At 72.2% G+C, this 19,248-nt stretch carries 3 protein-coding genes; 1 reads left to right on the forward strand and 2 read right to left on the reverse strand.

Annotated features, from left to right (window positions below; translation table 11 throughout):
• Window positions 1-9 precede the first annotated feature (9 nt).
• Window positions 10-17,754, forward strand: a complete 17,745-nt coding sequence (locus BKA25_RS11250) for a type I polyketide synthase (protein WP_069850026.1) — start codon at window positions 10-12, stop codon at window positions 17,752-17,754.
• A gap of 316 nt (window positions 17,755-18,070) precedes the next feature.
• Here the strand turns inward: BKA25_RS11250 and BKA25_RS11255 are convergent, their stop codons facing one another.
• The gene (locus tag BKA25_RS11255; protein ID WP_069850024.1) at window positions 18,071-18,328 is read right to left on the reverse strand and encodes a hypothetical protein; all 258 of its coding nucleotides are present in this window, start codon (window positions 18,326-18,328) and stop codon (window positions 18,071-18,073) included.
• The gene (locus BKA25_RS11260) at window positions 18,325-19,158 is read right to left on the reverse strand and encodes a hypothetical protein (protein WP_069850022.1); all 834 of its coding nucleotides are present in this window, start codon (window positions 19,156-19,158) and stop codon (window positions 18,325-18,327) included. Before BKA25_RS11260 ends, BKA25_RS11255 begins: the two co-directional genes overlap by 4 nt.
• Between the last annotated feature and the right edge of the window lie 90 nt (window positions 19,159-19,248).

Here is a 19,248-nt window from a genome sequence, read left to right on the forward strand (position 1 = left end):
AGCCGTCCGATGTCCCAGAACGACACCGATCGCAGGCTCGCGATCGTCGGACTGTCCTGCCGGCTGCCGGGTGCGGATTCCCCGGACGCCCTGTGGGAGCTGCTCACCGAGGGCCGTTGCACGATCTCGGAAGTACCGGCGTCGCGCTGGACCGGCGAAGACGGACCGGAGGCCGCCGGTTCGCGCTGGGGCTCGTTCCTGGACGACGTCGAAGGCTTCGATCCGGCCTTCTTCGGCATCTCGCCGCGCGAGGCCGCCGCGATGGACCCGCAGCAACGCCTGGCCCTGGAACTGGGCTGGGAGGCCGTCGAGCACGCGGGAATCGTCCCGGCCGCGCTGGAGGGCTCGCGCACCGGCGTGTTCTTCGCCGCTATGCACGACGACTACGCCGTACTCGCCCGACGCCAGGGTGACGGGGTGACCGGCCAGCACACCTTCACCGGGTTGCAGCGCAGCATGCTGGCCAACCGGGTGTCGTACTTCTTCGGCGCGCGTGGCCCGAGTCTGACCGTCGACACCGGGCAATCGTCGTCGCTGGTGGCCGTGCACCTCGCAGCCGAGAGCCTGCGGTCCGGTGAGTCCGACCTCGCGGTCGCGGGTGGGGTCAACCTGATCCTGGCCGCAGAGAGCTCGCTCGTGGCGGCCCGGTTCGGTGCGCTCTCCCCGGACGGTCGCTGCCGGACCTTCGACGCCGCGGCCAACGGCTTCGTCCGAGGTGAGGGCGGCGGCGCCATCGTTCTGAAGCGGATCGCCGACGCGATCGCCGACGGCGACCACGTGTACGCGCTGGTCGACGGGACCGCGGTCAACAACGACGGCGGTGGCGACGGGCTGACCGCGCCCAACGAACTCGCACAGCGTGAGGTGCTGCGGCTCGCTTACGAGCGCTCCGGTGTCTCCCTCGACGAGGTCGGCTACGTCGAACTGCACGGCACCGGGACCCCGGTCGGTGACGTTGTCGAGGCGGCGGCCCTGGGCGCGGTGCTGGGTGCGGCTCGCACCGGGACGCCGCTGCCCGTCGGCTCGGTCAAGACCAACGTGGGACACCTGGAAGCCGCAGCCGGGATCGTCGGCGTGCTGAAGACGGTGCTGGCGATCGAGCACGGGAAACTGCCCCGAAGCCTCGGCTTCGATGCCCCGAACCCGCGAATCCCTCTTGAAGAGCTGGGTTTGCGGGTCAACACCGAGGTGAGCCCGTGGCTGCCCGCCGACCGGCCGCCGGTCGCCGGGGTCAGCGCTTTCGGCATGGGCGGCACGAACTGCCACGTCGTGCTCCTCGGGCCGTCGGGTTCCATGCGGGCGGCTCAGCCGTTCGGCGGGACCACGCACCTCGGGCTTGTAGAGCCGGCTGGCTCCGAGCCAGCGGATCAGCCGGGTACGTCCGGCGGGACCACGCACCACGTGGTGTCGGGGCGTACGGCCGAGGCTCTGCGGGCGCAGGCCGGGCGGCTGCGGGACGTCGTCGACGCCGGAGCGAACCTGGTCGACCTGGAGTTCTCCCTCGCGGCGACCCGTGCGGCGTTCGAACACCGTGCAGTGGTGTCCGCCGATGATCGGGACGCGCTGCGGGAAGGGCTCGACGCACTGGCGACGGGCCGTCGTGTTCCCGGAGTTGTCGAGGGGTCCGTCGGTGCCGGTGGCAAGGTGGCGTTCCTCTTCTCCGGTCAGGGCAGCCAGCATCCGGGGACCGGCAGCGAGCTGTACGCCGCGTCCCCCGTGTTCGCCGAGGCACTCGACGCCGTGTGCGCGGAGTTCGACCGCCTGCTCGAACAGCCGTTGCGCCCCATCATGTTCGCTGTCGCGGGAACGTCCGCCGCAGACCTGCTGAACCGCACCGAGTACACGCAGCCAGCCCTTTTCGCCCTTCAGGTCGCCCTGTACCGGGTGACCGAACGGGTGGGGCTGCGACCGGACTTGCTGGCCGGGCATTCGATCGGCGGCATCACCGCCGCCCACCTGTCCGGTGTGCTGTCGCTACCCGACGCCTGTGTTCTCGTCGCCGCGCGCGGCCGGTTGATGCAGGCGCTGCCGGAGGGCGGGGCGATGGTCGCCGTCCAGGCGGCTGAGGCGGACGTGCTGCCGCTGCTGACCGGCCGGGACGGCGAGGTGTCCGTGGCCGCCGTGAACGGACCGGCCGCCACCGTGCTCTCGGGCGATGAGCAGGCAGTTCTGGACGTCGCCGCCGAACTGGCCCGGCGCGGCCACAAGACGCGGCGGTTGCGGGTGAGCCATGCCTTCCACTCGCCTCGGATGGAGCCGATGCTGGCCGAGTTCCGGGAGGTTCTGGCCGGGCTCGACCTGAGGGAACCGGGTATCCCGCTGGTCTCGGACCTGACCGGCGCGCTCGCCACCGCCGAGGAGTTGCGCACGGCTGACTACTGGGTGCGGCACGTGCGGGAACCGGTGCGATTCCTGGACGTCGTAAGCGAACTCGCGGGACTCGGCGTCACGAGGTTCCTGGAACTCGGTCCGGACGGGACGCTGAGCACCGCGGCGGCCGACGGCCCGGCATCCGGGGCCTTCCGCACCCCCGTGTTGCGGCCCGACCGGGCCGAGATGCGCTCCTTGACCTCGGCGCTGGCCGGGTTGCACGTCCGCGGTGTCACAGTGGACTGGCCCGCGTTCACCGGGCACGGCGGACACCGGATCACCCTGCCCGGATACCCGTTCCAGCGCACGCGCCACTGGCTCACCGACCAGCCTGCCTCGGCACCGCACGCGGCTGCGGTCCAGTCGGACACCGCCTCGGCACCGCACGCGGCTGCGGTCCAGTCGGACACCGGCCAGGAGGACGTGCTCGGCACGGTTCTGGCCTGCACGGCTCTGGTGATGGACGCGGTCGGGACCACCGGGATCGACCCCGACCGCAGTTTCCGCGACCTCGGCTTCAGCTCGCTGATGACCGTCGAGCTGCGCGACGAACTGGTCACGGTGACCGGGGTCGCACTGCCCCGGACCGTGTTGTTCGACCACACCTCGCCCCGTGCGGTGGCCGACCACCTCCGCGAAGCGCTGGCAGGGACACCCCGTCCGGTGGACGAGGGGAGCGACAAGGCGCATCCCGGTGAGCCCATCGCGATCGTCGGGATGGGCTGCCGGCTGCCCGGCGGCGTGCGGACACCCGAGGCCCTGTGGGAGCTGCTCTCGGCCGGAACGGACGCGATCAGCGGATTCCCCGACGACCGAGGCTGGGACCTCGACGGGCTTTACGACCCCGAACCGGGGACGACGGGGAAGGCGTACACCAGGGCGGGGGGGTTCATCGACGCGGCGGACTTCGACCCCGAGTTCTTCGGCATCTCCCCGCGCGAGGCGACCGCGATGGACCCGCAGCAGCGGTTGCTGCTGGAGACGGCCTGGGAGGCGCTGGAGGACGGTGCCGTCGACCCGGCCACGCTGCGCGGCAGCCAGGCGGGCATTTTCGTGGGCGTCACCGCTCAGGAGTACGGCCCCCGGCTCGCCGACGCATCCGGCGGACACGAGGGCTACGCGCTGACCGGCACCTCGGTCAGCCTGGCCTCCGGCCGGATCGCCTACGTACTCGGGTCGCAGGGCCCGGCCGTCACCGTGGACACCGCGTGCTCGTCGTCGCTGGTCGCGCTGCACCTGGCGGTCCAGTCGCTGCGGCAGGGCGAGAGTTCGCTGGCGCTCGCAGGCGGTGCGGCGATCATGCCGGGTCCTGGGATGTTCGTGGAGTTCGCGCAGCAGCGCGGCCTGTCGCCGGACGGCCGGTGCCGGTCGTTCGGTGCCGACGCGGACGGAACGGGCTGGGCCGAGGGCGTCGGGATGCTCGCGCTGGAACGGCTGTCCGATGCACGGGCGCGCGGCCACGAGGTCCTCGCGGTCATCCGCGGCACGGCCGTCAACTCCGACGGCGCCAGCAACGGCCTCACCGCCCCGAACGGGCTGGCGCAGCAACGCGTCATTCGGCTGGCCCTGGCCGATGCCGGGATGACCGGCGGCGAGGTGGACGCGGTCGAGGCGCACGGCACGGGCACCCCCCTCGGCGACCCGATCGAGGCGGGCGCGTTGCAGGCCACGTACGGCAGCGACCGCGACGCGGATCGACCGCTGCTGCTGGGGTCGGTCAAGTCCAACATCGGGCACACCCAGGCCGCCGCAGGCGTCGCCGGGGTGATCAAGATGGTCCTCGCGATGCGCCACGGTGTGCTGCCGCGCACCCTGCACGCCGAGGTTCCCACGCCTGAGGTGGAGTGGTCCTCCGGCGCGATCTCGCTGCTCACCGAGGAAATCCCGTGGCCGGGCACGGGCCCGCGCCGGGCGGCCGTCTCGTCGTTCGGCATCAGCGGCACCAACGCCCACGCGGTACTGGAGCACGCCCCGACCTCCACCGAACCCGGCAGCGAGCCAGCCGACGGCCCGGTGCCGTGGCTGTTGTCCGCCCCCACGCCGCAGGGGATCACCCGTCAGGCCGCGCGGCTCCGCGACCACCTGGAGGCTCACCCCGACCTCGTTCCCGCCGACGTCGCGCTGTCCCTGGCGACGACCAGGACGACGTTCCCGCACCGGGCCGCCGTGGTGGCGGCGGGCGACGACCTGCTGCGTGGCCTGGAACGACTGGCCGCGGGCGAGAACACGGGCCGGGGGACCGCGTCCGACGGCGGGGTGGCGTTCCTGTTCACCGGCCAGGGCAGCCAACGGGCAGGCATGGGTCGGGAGCTGTACGAACGCTTCCCGATCTTCGCCGCCGCGTTCGACGCCGTGTGCGCCGAGCTGGAACCGGGCCTGCGGGAACTCGTGTTCGGCGCCGACGGCGACGGCCTGCTCGAACGGACCGTGCACGCCCAGCCCGCGCTGTTCGCGATCGAGGTCGCGCTGTTCCGCCTGCTCGAATCGTGGGGGGTGGTGCCGGACCTCCTGCTCGGCCACTCGATCGGCGAGGTCGCCGCCGCGCACGTCGCCGGGGTGCTGTCGCTACCGGACGCCTGCACGCTGGTCGCCGCACGCGGCCGCTTCATGCAGGCCGCCACCACGGGCGGGGCCATGGCCGCCGTGCAGGCCACCGAGCAGGAACTGGCGGAGGACCTGGACGCGTCTGCGGGGTTGGTCGCGCTGGCGGCCGTCAACGGCCCGAACTCGGTGGTGGTCTCCGGTGACTCCGAGGCCGTCGAGGCGATCACCGCGCGGTGGCGGGACCAGGGGCGCAAGACCTCGCGGTTGCGGGTGAGCCATGCCTTCCACTCGCCGCACATGGATTCGGTGCTGGCCGGGTTCGCGGAGGTCGTCGGCGCGCTTCCGCTCGCCGAGCCGCGTATCCCGATCGTCTCCAACCGGACCGGCCGGATCGCCGAGGTGGGGGAGCTGACGTCGCCGGACTACTGGGTGCGGCAGGTACGCGAACCGGTCCGGTTCCTCGACGGCGTCCGACACCTGGTGGCGTCCGGCACCACGACATACCTGGAACTGGGCCCGGACGCGACCCTGTCCGGCATGGTCCGCGACTGCCTGGGTGACGAGGCCGTCGGCGTGGCGGTGCTGCCGATGATGCGCAAGGACCGACCCGAGAGCGCCACGGCGTTGACTGCACTGGCCGCCGCACACGGCCACGGGGTCGTCGTCGACTGGCGTGCGGTCCTTCCGGCGGCCCGTACTGTCCGGCTGCCCACGTACGCCTTCGAACGCGGGCGGTTCTGGCTCGACCAGCCCACGTCGACCGGTGACGCCCGCGGGTTGGGGCAGGGCATGACCGGCCACCCGATGCTGGGCGCGACGGTGAGCCTGGCCGATGGCAACGGCACCGTGTTCACCGGACGCCTGTCGCTGCGTACCCACCCGTGGCTGGGTGACCACGTGATCGCGGGCCAGGTCCTGCTCCCCGCATCGGCCTTCGTCGAGTTGGCGTTGCGGGCCGGGCAGGAGGCGGGCTGCGACGAGGTGGCCGAGCTGACTCTGGAGGCACCGCTGGTCCTGCCCGCCGAGGACGGGGTGCGACTCCAGGTCGCGATCGACGCCCCGGACGCCGCCGGCCACCGCAGGCTGACCGTGTACTCGGGCGACGAGCGGGTCGACGGCTGGACCCGGCACGCGACCGGCCTGCTGAGCTCCGCCCGTGGCCCGGCCGGCGCCCCGGCGCCCCGGCCTGCGGGCGTGCTGGCCGAACCCGACGACGTCTACTCGCGACTGGACGCGCTCGGCTACCGGTACGGACCCGTGTTCCAGGCCCTGCAACGGGTAGGTGCTTCGGGCGCCGACCTGTTCGCCGAGGTCAGCCTGCCGAGTGGCACACGTGCGGACGACGTGCGGGGCTTCGGCATCCATCCCGCGTTGCTTGACGCCGTGCTGCACCCGCTCGTGCTGGCCGCCGCCGAGGAGGACGGCGAACTCCGCCTGCCGTTCGCGTGGTCCGGAGTGCGCCTGTACGCCACCGGTGCCACCTGGCTGCGGGTCCGCGCGACCCGCACCGGCCCGGAGACGTACTCGCTGCTCGCCACGGACGCTGACGACAGGCCGGTCGTCGGCGTGGCGTCGCTCGTGCTGCGTCCTGTTCCGGTGGAGCGGATCGCCCAGGCCGCCGCGCCGGGCAACGGGAACCTCTACCGACCGACCCTCGTCCCGATCCCGCTCGCCGTCCAGCCCGCAGACGTGATCGACACCGTCGTGTGGGTGGAACCGGGCACACCGGCCGAGGTGACCGCCCGTGCGCTGCGCAGCGCACGGGAATGGTTGGCGCAGCCGGGAACCGCAGGCCGGCTCGCCTTCGTCACCAGGGCTGCGGTGCACGCCCCGGCAGGCCCGGACCTGGCGGGTGCCGCCCTGTGGGGCCTGGTCCGCAGCGCGCAGACGGAGAACCCCCGCCGCTTCGCGCTCGTCGACCTGGACGACTCGTCGGAGCACCTGCTCGCCTCCGCCCTGTCTGCGGGCGAGGACCGGCTCGTGCTGCGCGACGGGCAGGCCTACGCGCCACGGCTCCACCGCGCCCGGCCGGAACTGGAGGACGTACCGACCGTTCTCGATTCGCACGGCACGGTGCTGATCACCGGTGGTACCGGCGTGCTAGGCGGCATCTTCGCCCGACACCTGGTGACCGCGCACGGCGTGCGCCACCTACTGTTGGTCAGCCGCAGCGGGCCCGCCGCGCCGGGAGCAGCCGACTTGGCGGCCGCGCTGGAGTCCCTCGGTGCCGAGGTGCGGATCGAGGCCTGCGACGCCGCCGACGCCAAGGCCCTGGACGAACTGCTGGCCACCGTTCCCGCCAGCCACCCCCTCACCGGCGTGATCCACGCGGCCGGTGTGCTGGATGACGCGCCGATCGAGACCCTTGATCCGGACCGGCTGGCCGTGGTGCTGCGGGCGAAGGCGGACGCGGCGTGGAACCTGCACCGGGCGACCGCCGGGACCGACCTCGCGGCCTTCGTGATGTTCTCCTCGATCGCCGGCCACATCGGCAGTGCGGGACAGGGCGCCTACGCCGCCGCCAACCGCTACCTCGACGCGCTCGCCGAGCAGCGCCGGGCCGCCGGGCTGCCCGCGGTCTCGCTGGCCTGGGGGCTGTGGGACCTGGACACCGGCATGGCGGGCGGTCTCGGCCCCGCCGAGCGGGCCAGGTGGGCACGGGGCGGGGTCACCCCGCTGCCGGTCCGGTCGGGGCTGGAGCTGTTCGACCTGGCACTCGGGGGTGGCGCCGACGCCATCCTGGTGCCGGTGACGCTCGCCCTGGCGGGAGTGACCGCGCTGCCGGACGAGTTCCGTGACCTTGTTCGGGCTCCGCTGCACCGTGCGACGGCACCGGCTGCGGGGGGCTCCTCCTGGGCCGCGCGCACGGCCGCGCTCCCCGCGCTGGAACGTGAACGCGAGATCCGCGCCTTGGTCCGGTCCGCCGTCGCCGCCGTGCTGGGGCACGACGGCAGCACACCGGCCGACCCCGACCGCACGTTCCGGGAAATCGGCTTCGACTCCCTGACCGGCATCGAACTGCGCAACCACCTCCACGCCGCCACCGGGATCCGGATCTCGACGACGGCGACCTTCGACCACCCGACCCCCACCCGGCTCGCGGACCACCTGGTCGAGCAGTTGACCGGCGCCCGCTCCGCCGAGCCGTCCGTCGTGCGGGCGGCGGACTCCGACGACCCGATCGCGGTCATCGGCATGGCCTGCGGTTACCCGGGCGGGGTACGCGGGCCGGAGGACCTCTGGCGGTTGGTGTCGGAGGGCGTCGACGCGATCGGCGACTTCCCCGGCGACCGCGGGTGGGATGTCGACGGCCTCTACGATCCCGACCCCGACCGAATCGGCACGTCGATCACCCGCGAGGGCGGCTTCCTGCACTCGGCGGCCGACTTCGACCCGGAGTTCTTCGGGATCAGCCCGCGCGAGGCGCTGGCCGTCGACCCGCAGCAGCGGCTGTTGCTGGAGGCGTCCTGGGAAGCCGTGGAGCGGGCCGGGATCGACCCGGTCAGTCTGCGCGGCAGCCGCACCGGCGTGTACGCCGGGATGATGTACCACGACTACGCCTCCCGGCTGCCGGTCGCACCGGACGGGTTCGAGGGGCGACTGCTGACCGGGAACACCGGCAGCGTGGCGTCCGGGCGGGTCTCGTACACCCTCGGTCTCGAAGGCCCGGCGGTCACCGTGGACACCGCCTGTTCGTCGTCGCTGGTGGCCATGCACCTGGCCGCCCAGGCGCTACGGAGCGGCGAGTGCTCGCTCGCGCTGGCAGGCGGGGTGACGGTGATGTCCACCCCGAACACCTTCGTGGAGTTCAGTCGCCAGCGTGGACTCGCGCCGGACGGCCGGTGCCGCGCGTACGCCGAGGACGCCGCAGGCACCGGCTGGGCCGAGGGCGTGGGCGTGCTGCTGCTGGAACGGCTGTCCGACGCCCGGCGCAACGGGCACCCCGTCCTGGCCGTGGTGCGCGGCACCGCGACCAACCAGGACGGTGCGAGCAACGGGCTCACCGCGCCGAACGGACCCGCGCAGGAGAGGGTGATCCGGCAGGCACTCGCCAACGCCGGGCTGACGACGGCGGACGTGGACGCCGTCGAGGGGCACGGCACCGGCACCCGACTCGGTGACCCGATCGAGGTGCGGGCGCTGATGGCGACCTACGGGCAGGACCGGCCGGAGGACCGGCCACTGTGGCTGGGGTCGCTGAAGTCGAACATCGGGCACAGCCAGGCCGCGGCCGGGGTCGGCGGCGTGATCAAGATGATCATGGCGATGCGGCACGGAGTGCTGCCCCGCACCTTGCACGCCGACACCCCGTCGACCCGGATCGACTGGTCGGCGGGCGCCGTGTCGCTGCTCGCCGACGCCGTGCCGTGGCCCGAGGCCGACCGCCCGCGCCGGGCCGCCGTCTCCTCGTTCGGCATCAGCGGAACCAACGCCCACGTCGTGCTCGAAGCTCACGAAGTGACTGCGGCCGAACCGGTCCCGCCCGCACCGCCCGTCGTACCGCTGCCGCTTTCCGCTCGGACGGACGCCGCCCTGCGCGCGCAGGCCGGGCGACTGAGCCCGTTCGTGACGGAACTCCCGCTCGCCGGTCTCGCCGCCACGATGGCCGGGCGCTCGATCATGGACCACCGGGCGGTGGTCCTCGGCACCGACCGAGACGAACTGCGGGCCGGGCTGAACGCGGTCGCACGGGACGACCAGACCGCCACGGACCTGCAGGTGGTGCGCGGCGTCGCCGTCGCGCGCGGTGCGACGGTGTTCGTCTTCCCCGGCCAGGGCAGCCAGTGGCAGGGGATGGCCCTCGACCTGCTCGGGAGTTCGCCCGTGTTCGCCGAGCGCCTGACCGAGTGCGCCGCCGCACTGGAACGCCACGTCGACTGGTCCGTTCTCGGCGTGCTGCGCGGCGAACCCGGCAGCGCCGACATCGAACGGGTCGACGTGGTCCAGCCGCTGCTGTTCGCGGTGATGGTGTCGCTGGCCGAGATGTGGCGGTCGTCAGGAGCGGAGCCCGCCGCAGTGGTGGGCCACTCACAGGGCGAGATCGCCGCAGCGTGCGTGGCGGGCGCGTTGTCGCTCGACGACGCGGCACGGGTCGTGGCGCTGCGCAGCCGGGCGCTGGTCGCGCTCGCCGGTGGCGGCGGCATGGTGTCCCTCCCGCTGAACGTGGAGGAGGCCGAGGCCCGCATCGCCGAGTGGGCCGGGCAACTATCGATCGCGGCGGTCAACGGGCCCCGGTCGGTCGTCGTCTCCGGCGACGCGGCCGCGCTGGATGCCCTCATGAGCGCCTGTGACGCCGACGGGGTGCGGGCTCGCCGCATCCCCGTCGACTACGCCTCGCACTCCGCGCACGTGGAGGCGATCGAGGCACGACTGGCCACCGACCTCGCCGGGCTGTCCCCGCGCCCGGCCGCAGTGCCGTTCTACTCCACGGTGACCGCCGGGGAACCGGACACGAGCGCGCTCGACGGCGGCTACTGGTACCGGAACCTGCGGCAGACCGTCCGACTCGACGAGACCGTGCGACTGCTGCTGGACCGTGGCCACCGAATGTTCATCGAGGTCAGCCCGCATCCGGTGCTGACCATCGGTGTGGCCGAGACGGTCGAGGACACCGGGCTGCAGGACGAGACCGTGGTCATCGGGACGCTCCGGCGCGACCAAGGCTCGCTCCGGCGGTTCCTGGCGTCGGCGGCCGAGGCGTACGTGGGCGGGCTTTTGATCGACTGGCGGCGGCTGTCGGGCGTCGTCGGCGCACCGCACGTGGAACTCCCGACGTACCCGTTCCAGCGGAGCCGGTACTGGTTGGACGCTTCGCTCACACGCTCCGGCGCCGGAACCGGCCTGACCGTCCTCGACCACCCGGTGCTGGCGGGCACGGTCGTCGTCGCGGACGGCGAGACCGAGCTGTTCACCGGTGAACTCGGCCTGGCCACTCAGCCGTGGCTGGCGGATCACCGCGTCGGCGGGAAAACCCTGGTTCCGGGTACGGCCTTCCTCGACTTGGTGGCGACAGCGGCGGCCCACGCGGACTGCGCCGTCGTAGAGGACCTCACCCTGGAAACGCCGATGCTGGTCCCGAGCACCGGCACCGTGCGCCTGCAGCTCCTCGTCGGCGCCGCCGACTCGACGGGCCGCCGCGCGGTGTCCTTGCACTCGCGTTCCGGGGGCGAGCCGCACTGGCAGTGTCACGCCACCGGGACTCTGGCCCCGGCCACGTCGCAGGCGCCGCCCGCCGGGGGGACCTGGCCACCCCGCGACGCCATCGCGATCGACCTCGACGACGCCTACGCCCGGCTCGCCGACCGCGGGCTCCATTACGGACCCGCATTCCAGGGCCTGCACGCCGCGTGGCGCGACGGGGAGCACACGTACGCGGAGATCCGCCTGCCCGAGTCCGTTGCCGCAGGCGGCTTCGGTCTTCACCCGGCGCTGTTCGACGCGGCCCTGCACCCGCTCGCCCTCGACCACGACGGCGGGCACGGGACCGTGCCGCTGCCGTTCACCTGGCGCGGGGTGAGCCTGTACCGCACCGACGCGACTGTCCTGCGGGTTCGGTTGACCTCCGACGACACCGGCACCGCCATCGTCGCCCACGACGCCGCGGGCGCACCGGTGCTCCAGGCCGAGTCGCTCGTCCTGCGCTCGGCCCGGCTTGACGGCGTCGGCGGCGCCCCGCTCTACCGCCTCGACTGGGTCCCGGTCCCCCCAATGGACGAGCCCGGCACGGACGGCTGGGAAGGGGAGGTCGCCGTCCTCGGCGTCGAGGCGGACGGCGATGTCGTCGCCCGCACTCACCGGGCCACACAAGCGGCCCTCAACCTCGTTCAGGCACGGCTCGCCACGAACGAGAGCGGTCTGCTGGTCGTCACGAGCACGGCTGTCGCGGTGAGCCCCGATGAGACACCGGACCCGGCGGCCGCCGCCGTGTTGGGCCTCATCCGCACCGCCCAGACCGAGCACCCGGACAGCTTCCTGCTACTCGACCTGCCCGCAGGTGAAGAACCCACCGCCGAGCTGCTCGCCGCCGCGCGAGCCAGCGGCGAACCCCAGCTGGCCGCCCGAGGAGGAAAGCTGTATGCCCCAAGGCTCGCCGCGCTTCCGAACGGCACCGGGACCACGGACTGGGAACCGGACGGGACCGTGCTCATCACCGGCGGCACCGGCGTCCTCGGCGCCACCCTGGCCCGACACCTGGTCACCCGGCACGGCGTCCGGAACCTGATCCTGGCGAGCCGCAGGGGCCCCGCCGCAAAGGGTGCGGAAGCACTCGTCGCCGAGCTGACCGCAGCGGGTGCCCGTGTCACCCTGGCTGCCTGCGACGCCGCGGACCGCACCGCGCTGGCCGCGTTGCTCGCCGCCGTGCCCGCCGAGCACCCGCTCACCGCCGTGGTGCACACAGCCGGGGTCCTCGCCGACCACACCGTGGAAAACCTCGACCCGGATCGGCTCGCCGCCGTGCTGCGGCCGAAGGTGGACGGCGCCTGGCACCTGCACGAGCTCACCCGCGATCTCGCGCCGCAGCTGGCCGGCTTCGTCGTGTTCTCCTCGTTCGCGGGCACGCTCGGCACGGCGGGCCAGGCGAACTACGCGGCCGCCAACGCCTTCGTCGACGCGCTCGCCCAGCACCGCACGACCGCCGGACTGCCGGCGACCTCGCTGGCCTGGGGATTGTGGGCGGAGGGCACCGGCATGACCGGTCACCTCGGCACGGCCGCGCTGGCCGGGCTCGCCGGGTCCGGCATCGCGGCCATCGACACCGATCAGGGCCTCGCGATGTTCGACACGGCCGTCGCGGGCGGCCTCGCGGTCACCGTCCCCGCCCTGCTCGACCTGTCCGCCCTGCGTACCCAGGCGACCGAGGGCACGTTGCCACCGATCTTCCGGAACCTGGTCCGCGGCGTGCGCCGCCGGGCCACCGCGATCGCCCGGACCGGAGAAACCCCGGAGGAGCGGAAGAATCGACTGCTCGACCTGACGACCGGCTCGGTCGCCGCCGTCCTCGGCCACGCCTCACCGGAGACGATCGACATCCGGCGGCCCTTCACCGAGCTGGGCTTCGACTCGCTGCTCGCGGTGCAACTGCGCAACCGACTCAAGGCGGCCACCGGGCTCGGACTGTCCGCGACCATCGTGTTCGACCACCCGACCGTCCAAGCCCTCGCCGCTCACCTCGACGCGCAGCTCGACGGCGGGACTGCGGCGGAGACCGGAGACGCTCCCGCACGGGCGGGCACCGACGAGCCGATTGCCATCGTGGCCATGGCCTGCCGGTTCCCCGGCGGGGTGAGCACACCGGAGGACCTGTGGCAGTTGGTGGCCGACGGCGTCGACACCACCTCGGAGTTCCCCGGCAACCGGGGCTGGAACACGGCCGACCTGTACGACCCCGACCCGGACAGCACGGGCCGGACGTACGCGCGGGCCGGTAGCTTCCTTCACGACGCGGGCGACTTCGACGCCGACTTCTTCGGCATCAGCCCCAACGAGGCGCTCGCCGTCGACCCCCAGCAACGGCTGCTCCTGGAAACCGCGTGGGAGGCCTTCGAACGCGCGGGCATCGACCCGAACTCGTTGCGCGGCAGCGACACCGGTGTCTTCGCCGGGATCATGCTGCACGACTACGCGCCGTCCGCGGGAGGCCCGGCGAACCTGGAGGGCAAGCTCGCGGTGGCGAACGCGCCGAGCGTCGCCTCAGGCCGCGTCTCGTACACCTTCGGCCTGCAGGGCCCGGCGATCACGGTGGACACGGCGTGCTCGTCGTCGTTGGTCTCGCTGCACCTGGCAGCGCAATCCCTGCGGCAGGGGGAGTGCTCGCTCGCGCTCGCCGGCGGTGCCACGGTGATGGCCACCCCAGAGCTGTTCGTCGAGTTCAGCCGGCAACGCGGTCTCTCGGCCGACGGCCGATGTAAGTCCTTCGCGGGCGCGGCGGACGGCACCGGCTGGGGCGAGGGCGCGGGCTGGCTGCTGCTGGAGCGGCTGTCCGACGCGCGACGACTCGGGCACGAGGTGCTGGCCGTGGTCCGTGGGTCCGCCGTCAATCAGGACGGCGCCTCCAACGGGCTGACCGCGCCGAACGGCCCCGCCCAGCAGCGGGTGATCCGCCAAGCCCTGGCCAGCGCCCGGCTCACCGCCGCGGACGTCGATGTCGTCGAGGCGCACGGCACGGGCACCCGGCTGGGAGATCCGATCGAGGCCCAGGCGCTGCTGGCGACCTACGGCCAGGACCGGGATGAGCCGTTGTTGCTGGGGTCGGTCAAGTCGAACATCGGTCACACCCAGGCCGCGGCCGGGGTCGCCGGTGTGATCAAGATGGTTCTCGCCCTGCGACACGGCGTGGTCCCGCGCACGCTGCACGTCGACGAGCCGACCCCGGAGGTCGACTGGAGCGCGGGTGCCGTCGAACTGGCGACATCGCAGGTGTCCTGGCCGACCGTGGACCGGGTCCGCCGCGCGGCGGTCTCCTCATTCGGGGTGAGCGGCACCAACGCCCACGTGGTGCTGGAGCAGGCCCCGACCGTTGACGCCCCGGTGGGTAACCGGCCCTCCGGCGTGGTCCCGTGGACGTTGTCGGCAAAGACCGATGCGGCCCTGCGGGCCCAGGCCGCCCGGCTGCGCGCATTCGTACAGGCACATTCCGACCTCGATCCGGCCGATGTGGGTTGGTCGTTGGCGACGGGGCGGTCGGTGTTCGATCGGCGTGCGGTGGTGGTGGGCGGTGATCGGGATGCCTTGCTCGATGGTCTGACGGCGTTGGCATCCGGCGGTCCTGTCGTCGGGGTCGGTACCGGTAGGGCGGTGTTCGTCTTTCCGGGTCAGGGTTCGCAGTGGGTGGGTATGGCGGTGGGGTTGATGGACTCCTCGCCCGTGTTCGCGGCGTCGATGGATGAGTGTGGGTCGGCGCTGTCGGAGTTCGTCGAGTGGTCGGTGGTGGATGTTCTACGTGCCGGCGGCGAGCTCGAGCGTGTTGATGTGGTGCAGCCGGTGTTGTGGGCGGTGATGGTGTCGTTGGCTGCGCTGTGGCGTTCTTTTGGTGTGGAGCCTGTTGCGGTGGTGGGTCATTCGCAGGGTGAGATCGCTGCTGCGGTGGTCGCCGGTGCGTTGTCGTTGCGGGATGGTGCGCGGGTGGTGGCGTTGCGCAGCAGGGTGTTGCTGGGTATCGCCGGTGACGGTGGCATGGTGTCTGTCGCGTTGTCGGTGGATGAGGTGCGTGCCCGGTTGGTCGACGGGATCGGGGTTGCTGCGGTCAACGGGCCGGGTTCGGTGGTGGTGTCGGGTGCGGCGGGGGTGTTGGATCGGTGGCAGGCCGAGGTGGAGGCTGCTGGGGTTCGGGTGCGTCGGATACCGGTGGACTACGCGTCGCATTCGGTTGATGTGGAGCGGTTGCGTGACGAGATCCTGAAGGTGTTGGCTCCGGTCACGCCGCGGTCGGTGGAGCTGCCGTTCTACTCGACGCTGACCGGCGGGGTGCTCGACACCTCGGGGTTGAACGCCGAGTACTGGTATGAGAGCTTGCGTCGGCCGGTGCTGTTCGAGCAGGCGACCAGACAGTTGTTGGAGGACGGTCACGATCTGCTGATCGAGTCCAGTCCGCATCCGGTGCTGGCCGTCGGTATCGAGGAGACCATCGAGGCGGCGGGGAGCAAGGCCGCGGTGGTCGGCTCCCTCCGCCGCGACGACGGTGGCCTCGATCGATTCCTGGCCTCGCTGGGCGAGGCGTGGACCAGGGGAGCCACACCTGACTGGTCTGCGGTGCTTGCAGGTGGCCGTCGGGTCGAACTGCCGACGTACGCATTCCAGCGGGTGAGGTTCTGGCTGGAGAACCGTCCCGCCACCGCTCCCGTGGATGCCCTCTTCTGGGACCTCGTCGACCAAGGCGAGGTGGACGCCATGGTCTCGGGCGTGGGTCCCGAGGCCGAGCAGGAGAGGTCCGCACTGACGACCGTGCTGCCCATGCTCGCCACCTGGCGCCGTCGCCAGCAGGAGGAGACCTTCCGCTACCGGGTGACGTGGGTGCCCGTCCCCGAGAATCCGGTCGAACCCGGCCCGTGGCTGGTCCTGGTCCCGGAGGAGCCCACGGAACACGTGGCGGGGTGCCTCGACGCCCTGAACGCCCTCGGGTCGAAGATCATGCCGATCGACCCGCGTTCGGGCCTCGGTGACCTGTCAGGGCCCGAACCGAGGGGCGTGCTCTCGTTGTTGGCACTCGGCGGCAAGACCGCTCTGGAGAACGCCGCAGACCTTGCTCGCGTGACACGGGAGTTGGGCGAGGCGGGTGTCGGAGCCCCGCTATGGGTCGCCACGAGCGGCGCGACCGGGCCCGGCGTCCCGCACGCCCCCGAGCAGGCGATGCTCTGGGGCCTGGGGCGTTCCGCCGCCGTGGAGATCCCGGACCGGTGGGGCGGTTTGATCGATATTCCGGCCGAGCCCACCCCCGAGACCTGGCGGCACTTCGCTGGGGCGCTCGGCGGCGACGAGGACCAGGTGGCCGTTCGGGCGTCCGGGGTTCTCGCCCGGCGATTGGTCCGGTCGACAGGGCCCAGCAAGGGCTGGCAGCCGCGTGGAACCGTCCTCGTCACCGGCGGCACCGGCGCGGTCGGTAGGGAAGTGGCCCGATGGCTTGCGACACAAGGGGTCGAGCGCCTGGTACTCACCAGCCGCAGTGGCGGAAACGCGCCGGAGGCTGGACCGCTGGCAGCCGAACTGGCCGCCGTGGGCGTGAGCGTCGCGGTGGAATCCTGCGACGTGGCGGACCGGCAGGCACTGGCCGTGCTCCTGGAACGGCACACGCCCAACGCCATCATCCACGCCGCAGGGGCGCTGGACGACGGTCTGGTCGGCAGTCTCACCGCAGCCCGGTTCACCGCCATCGCCGCCTCGAAGGTCGACGCGGTCAAGAACCTGTACGAACTGACCCGTGATACCGGCCTCGACGCGTTCGTTGCGTTCACCTCGCTCGCCGGGGTGGTCGGCTCGCCCGGCCAGGGCAACTACGCCGCGGCCAACGCCGCAGTGGATGCCCTGATCGAGACGTACCGGGTCCAGGGCTTCCCCGCGACCTCGATCGCTTGGGGGCTCTGGGCGGGCAGCGGCGCCGACGACGGCACCAGCGGACGGCACCTCGGGGCACGGGGGATCGTGCCGGTGGAACCGGCTCGGATGCTCGACTCGCTCGGCTGGGCAGTCGGCAACGACGAGGCCTCGACGACGGTCGCCCGGATCGACTGGCCGCGCTTCACCCTGCTCTCTGCGGCCACCCGCCTGTACGACGACCTCGTGGACACCCGACGGCAGGCGGACGAGCCCGCTGCCCAGGAGGCCGAGGCCACGTCGCTGGCCGACCGGCTCGCCCTCCTGCCGCCCGCCGAACGCAACCGTGAGGTCATCGCCCTCGTGCGCAGGGAAGCCGCGGTGGCGCTGGGGCACGCCGACGCGGAACTGATCGAGTCCGGCCGGGCGTTCCGCGAACTCGGGTTCGACTCGCTCACCGCCATGCAGCTCCGCAACCGGCTGGTCGCCGTCACCGGCCTGGACTTGCCATCCGCGCTGGTCTTCAACTACCCGAACACCACCGCGCTGGCCGAGCACCTGCTCTCCCGCCTGATACCCGACACCGGCGCGGACCACGACGGGGTGCTCGGCATCCTCGACCGACTCGACTCGGCACTGGCGCACGCCGTGGACGGGGACGTGCTGCGAGAGGTGTCCGGTCGTCTGGAGGCGCTCCTCGCGCGATGGCGGGAAAGGGACACCTCCTCCGACTCCGTGCTCGAAGAGGACGCCATCGAGTCCGTCTCCGATGACGAGATCTTCCGCCTCATCGACCAGAACTTCGACCTGTGAGAGGAGATCGCACCGGCTGTGGACCGCACCGCACGTGGGTAAGCCGCGGCATCGATACGAGAGATCGGCCTGCCGGACTCGTCGTAGCCGAAGTGCGCGATCCCACCCGGGCCGTCGGCGGAGACCAGCAGGCCTCGGTCGTCACAGCCGTAGGTGTTCAACCCGGTGGGCGTCCCAGCCCCGACGAGCCTGCTCGCGACGTCGTAATCGAGGATTCGTTCGGCGGTGGCCACCTCGGCGACTGCTGTTCCGGCTTACGCAGGAACAGCGCGGCAACGGCCGCCTCGCCGAAGGTCAACAGCGCTCCGACGAGCAGTCACGCCCGCAACCCGGTCAGCGAACCCGCCTCTGCCGTGACGCCCTCGGTGATGGTCGCCGACGCGACGACTGCGGGCAGCACCGCGACACCGACGGCGCTGCCGATGTGCTGTGCGGTCGGTGCGAGCCCACCGGTGAGACCCCGGTCCGCATGGGACACGCCCGAGGTCATGATGCCGACGGGGGACATCACCGCGAGCACATGCCCGAAGCCGAGCGCTGAGGTCGTGATGACAGCGGAATGACGCCAGCTCACGCGAAGATGGTCGGAAGCCCGTACAGGATCGCATCCCGCCTGCGTTCGGCCGCCGCGATGTGCCCCGGACCGAGTCGGCTCGATCCACCGAGAATCCGATAGACCTCCGCCGCCTCCGTGGCCAGGATTCGAGCCTCGGTGACGCCATCGTGGAAGCGGCAGGACGGCAGCCGGCAATGCCACGCCAGCGTTTCCCCGCTGCGGTGTGATCCCTTGTCGACTCGCAGTAAGGCGTCCAGTTCTTGAGCAGTCACCACGTCCACCGGGTTATCAGCAGGAGGTCGGAAGGAGGCCAACCGCTCGGCGAGGGCGAAGCGCGCGTCCGCGGCGGCAACGATGCGGATCTCGCCAGGGGAGAGCGCTCCGTACTTCACTCCCTCATACCCACCGAACACGAGGCAGTCCCGAACCCAGGTCTCCTCCGCATGGTCGAACCCGATCCGCAGCGAGGGTTCCCGAGGCGGCCGCGCGAGGTATCCGCTGCGGAGGTCACCGATCTCGTCCCGATCGAACGCCCACAAGGTGGCTCGGGCAGCGTCGATCGCAAATCGGGCCCAGAGGCGCCGGGCAAGCCCGCGCCCGCTTTCCGCCAATGCTGCCGCCACCCCGGAGCGCAGGCTCGCGATCTTCCCGTAGGCGAGGCGCGGGCCAGGGTCGTCCAAGTCGACACAGGCGGCGCGGAACAGTGCGGTCTCCGCGCGCATGACCACGTCCATGAAGAGCTTTGCCTCGCGCCCAATCGGCGGGTCGTCGACCTTCTCCCACCCCAACCGAACGTCCCTCAGCCGTTTCGCCGCCTTCTCCAGGACCCGACCGTGCTGTGCGGACACTTGCTTCCTCCTGCCGCACCGCGCGGAGGTGACGAGATGGATCGTCCCGCCACGGTCCGTCCGAAGTGCATGATGGCCGTTCGGTGCCCG

Source organism: Actinoalloteichus hymeniacidonis (assembly GCF_014203365.1).
Classification (GTDB): Bacteria; Actinomycetota; Actinomycetes; order Mycobacteriales; family Pseudonocardiaceae; genus Actinoalloteichus_A; species Actinoalloteichus_A hymeniacidonis.

Excerpts from the sequence above, each read along its gene's own strand:
- BKA25_RS11250 (WP_069850026.1), top strand. The coding sequence starts at position 10 with ATGTCCCAGAACGACACCGATCGCAGGCTCGCGATCGTCGGACTGTCC.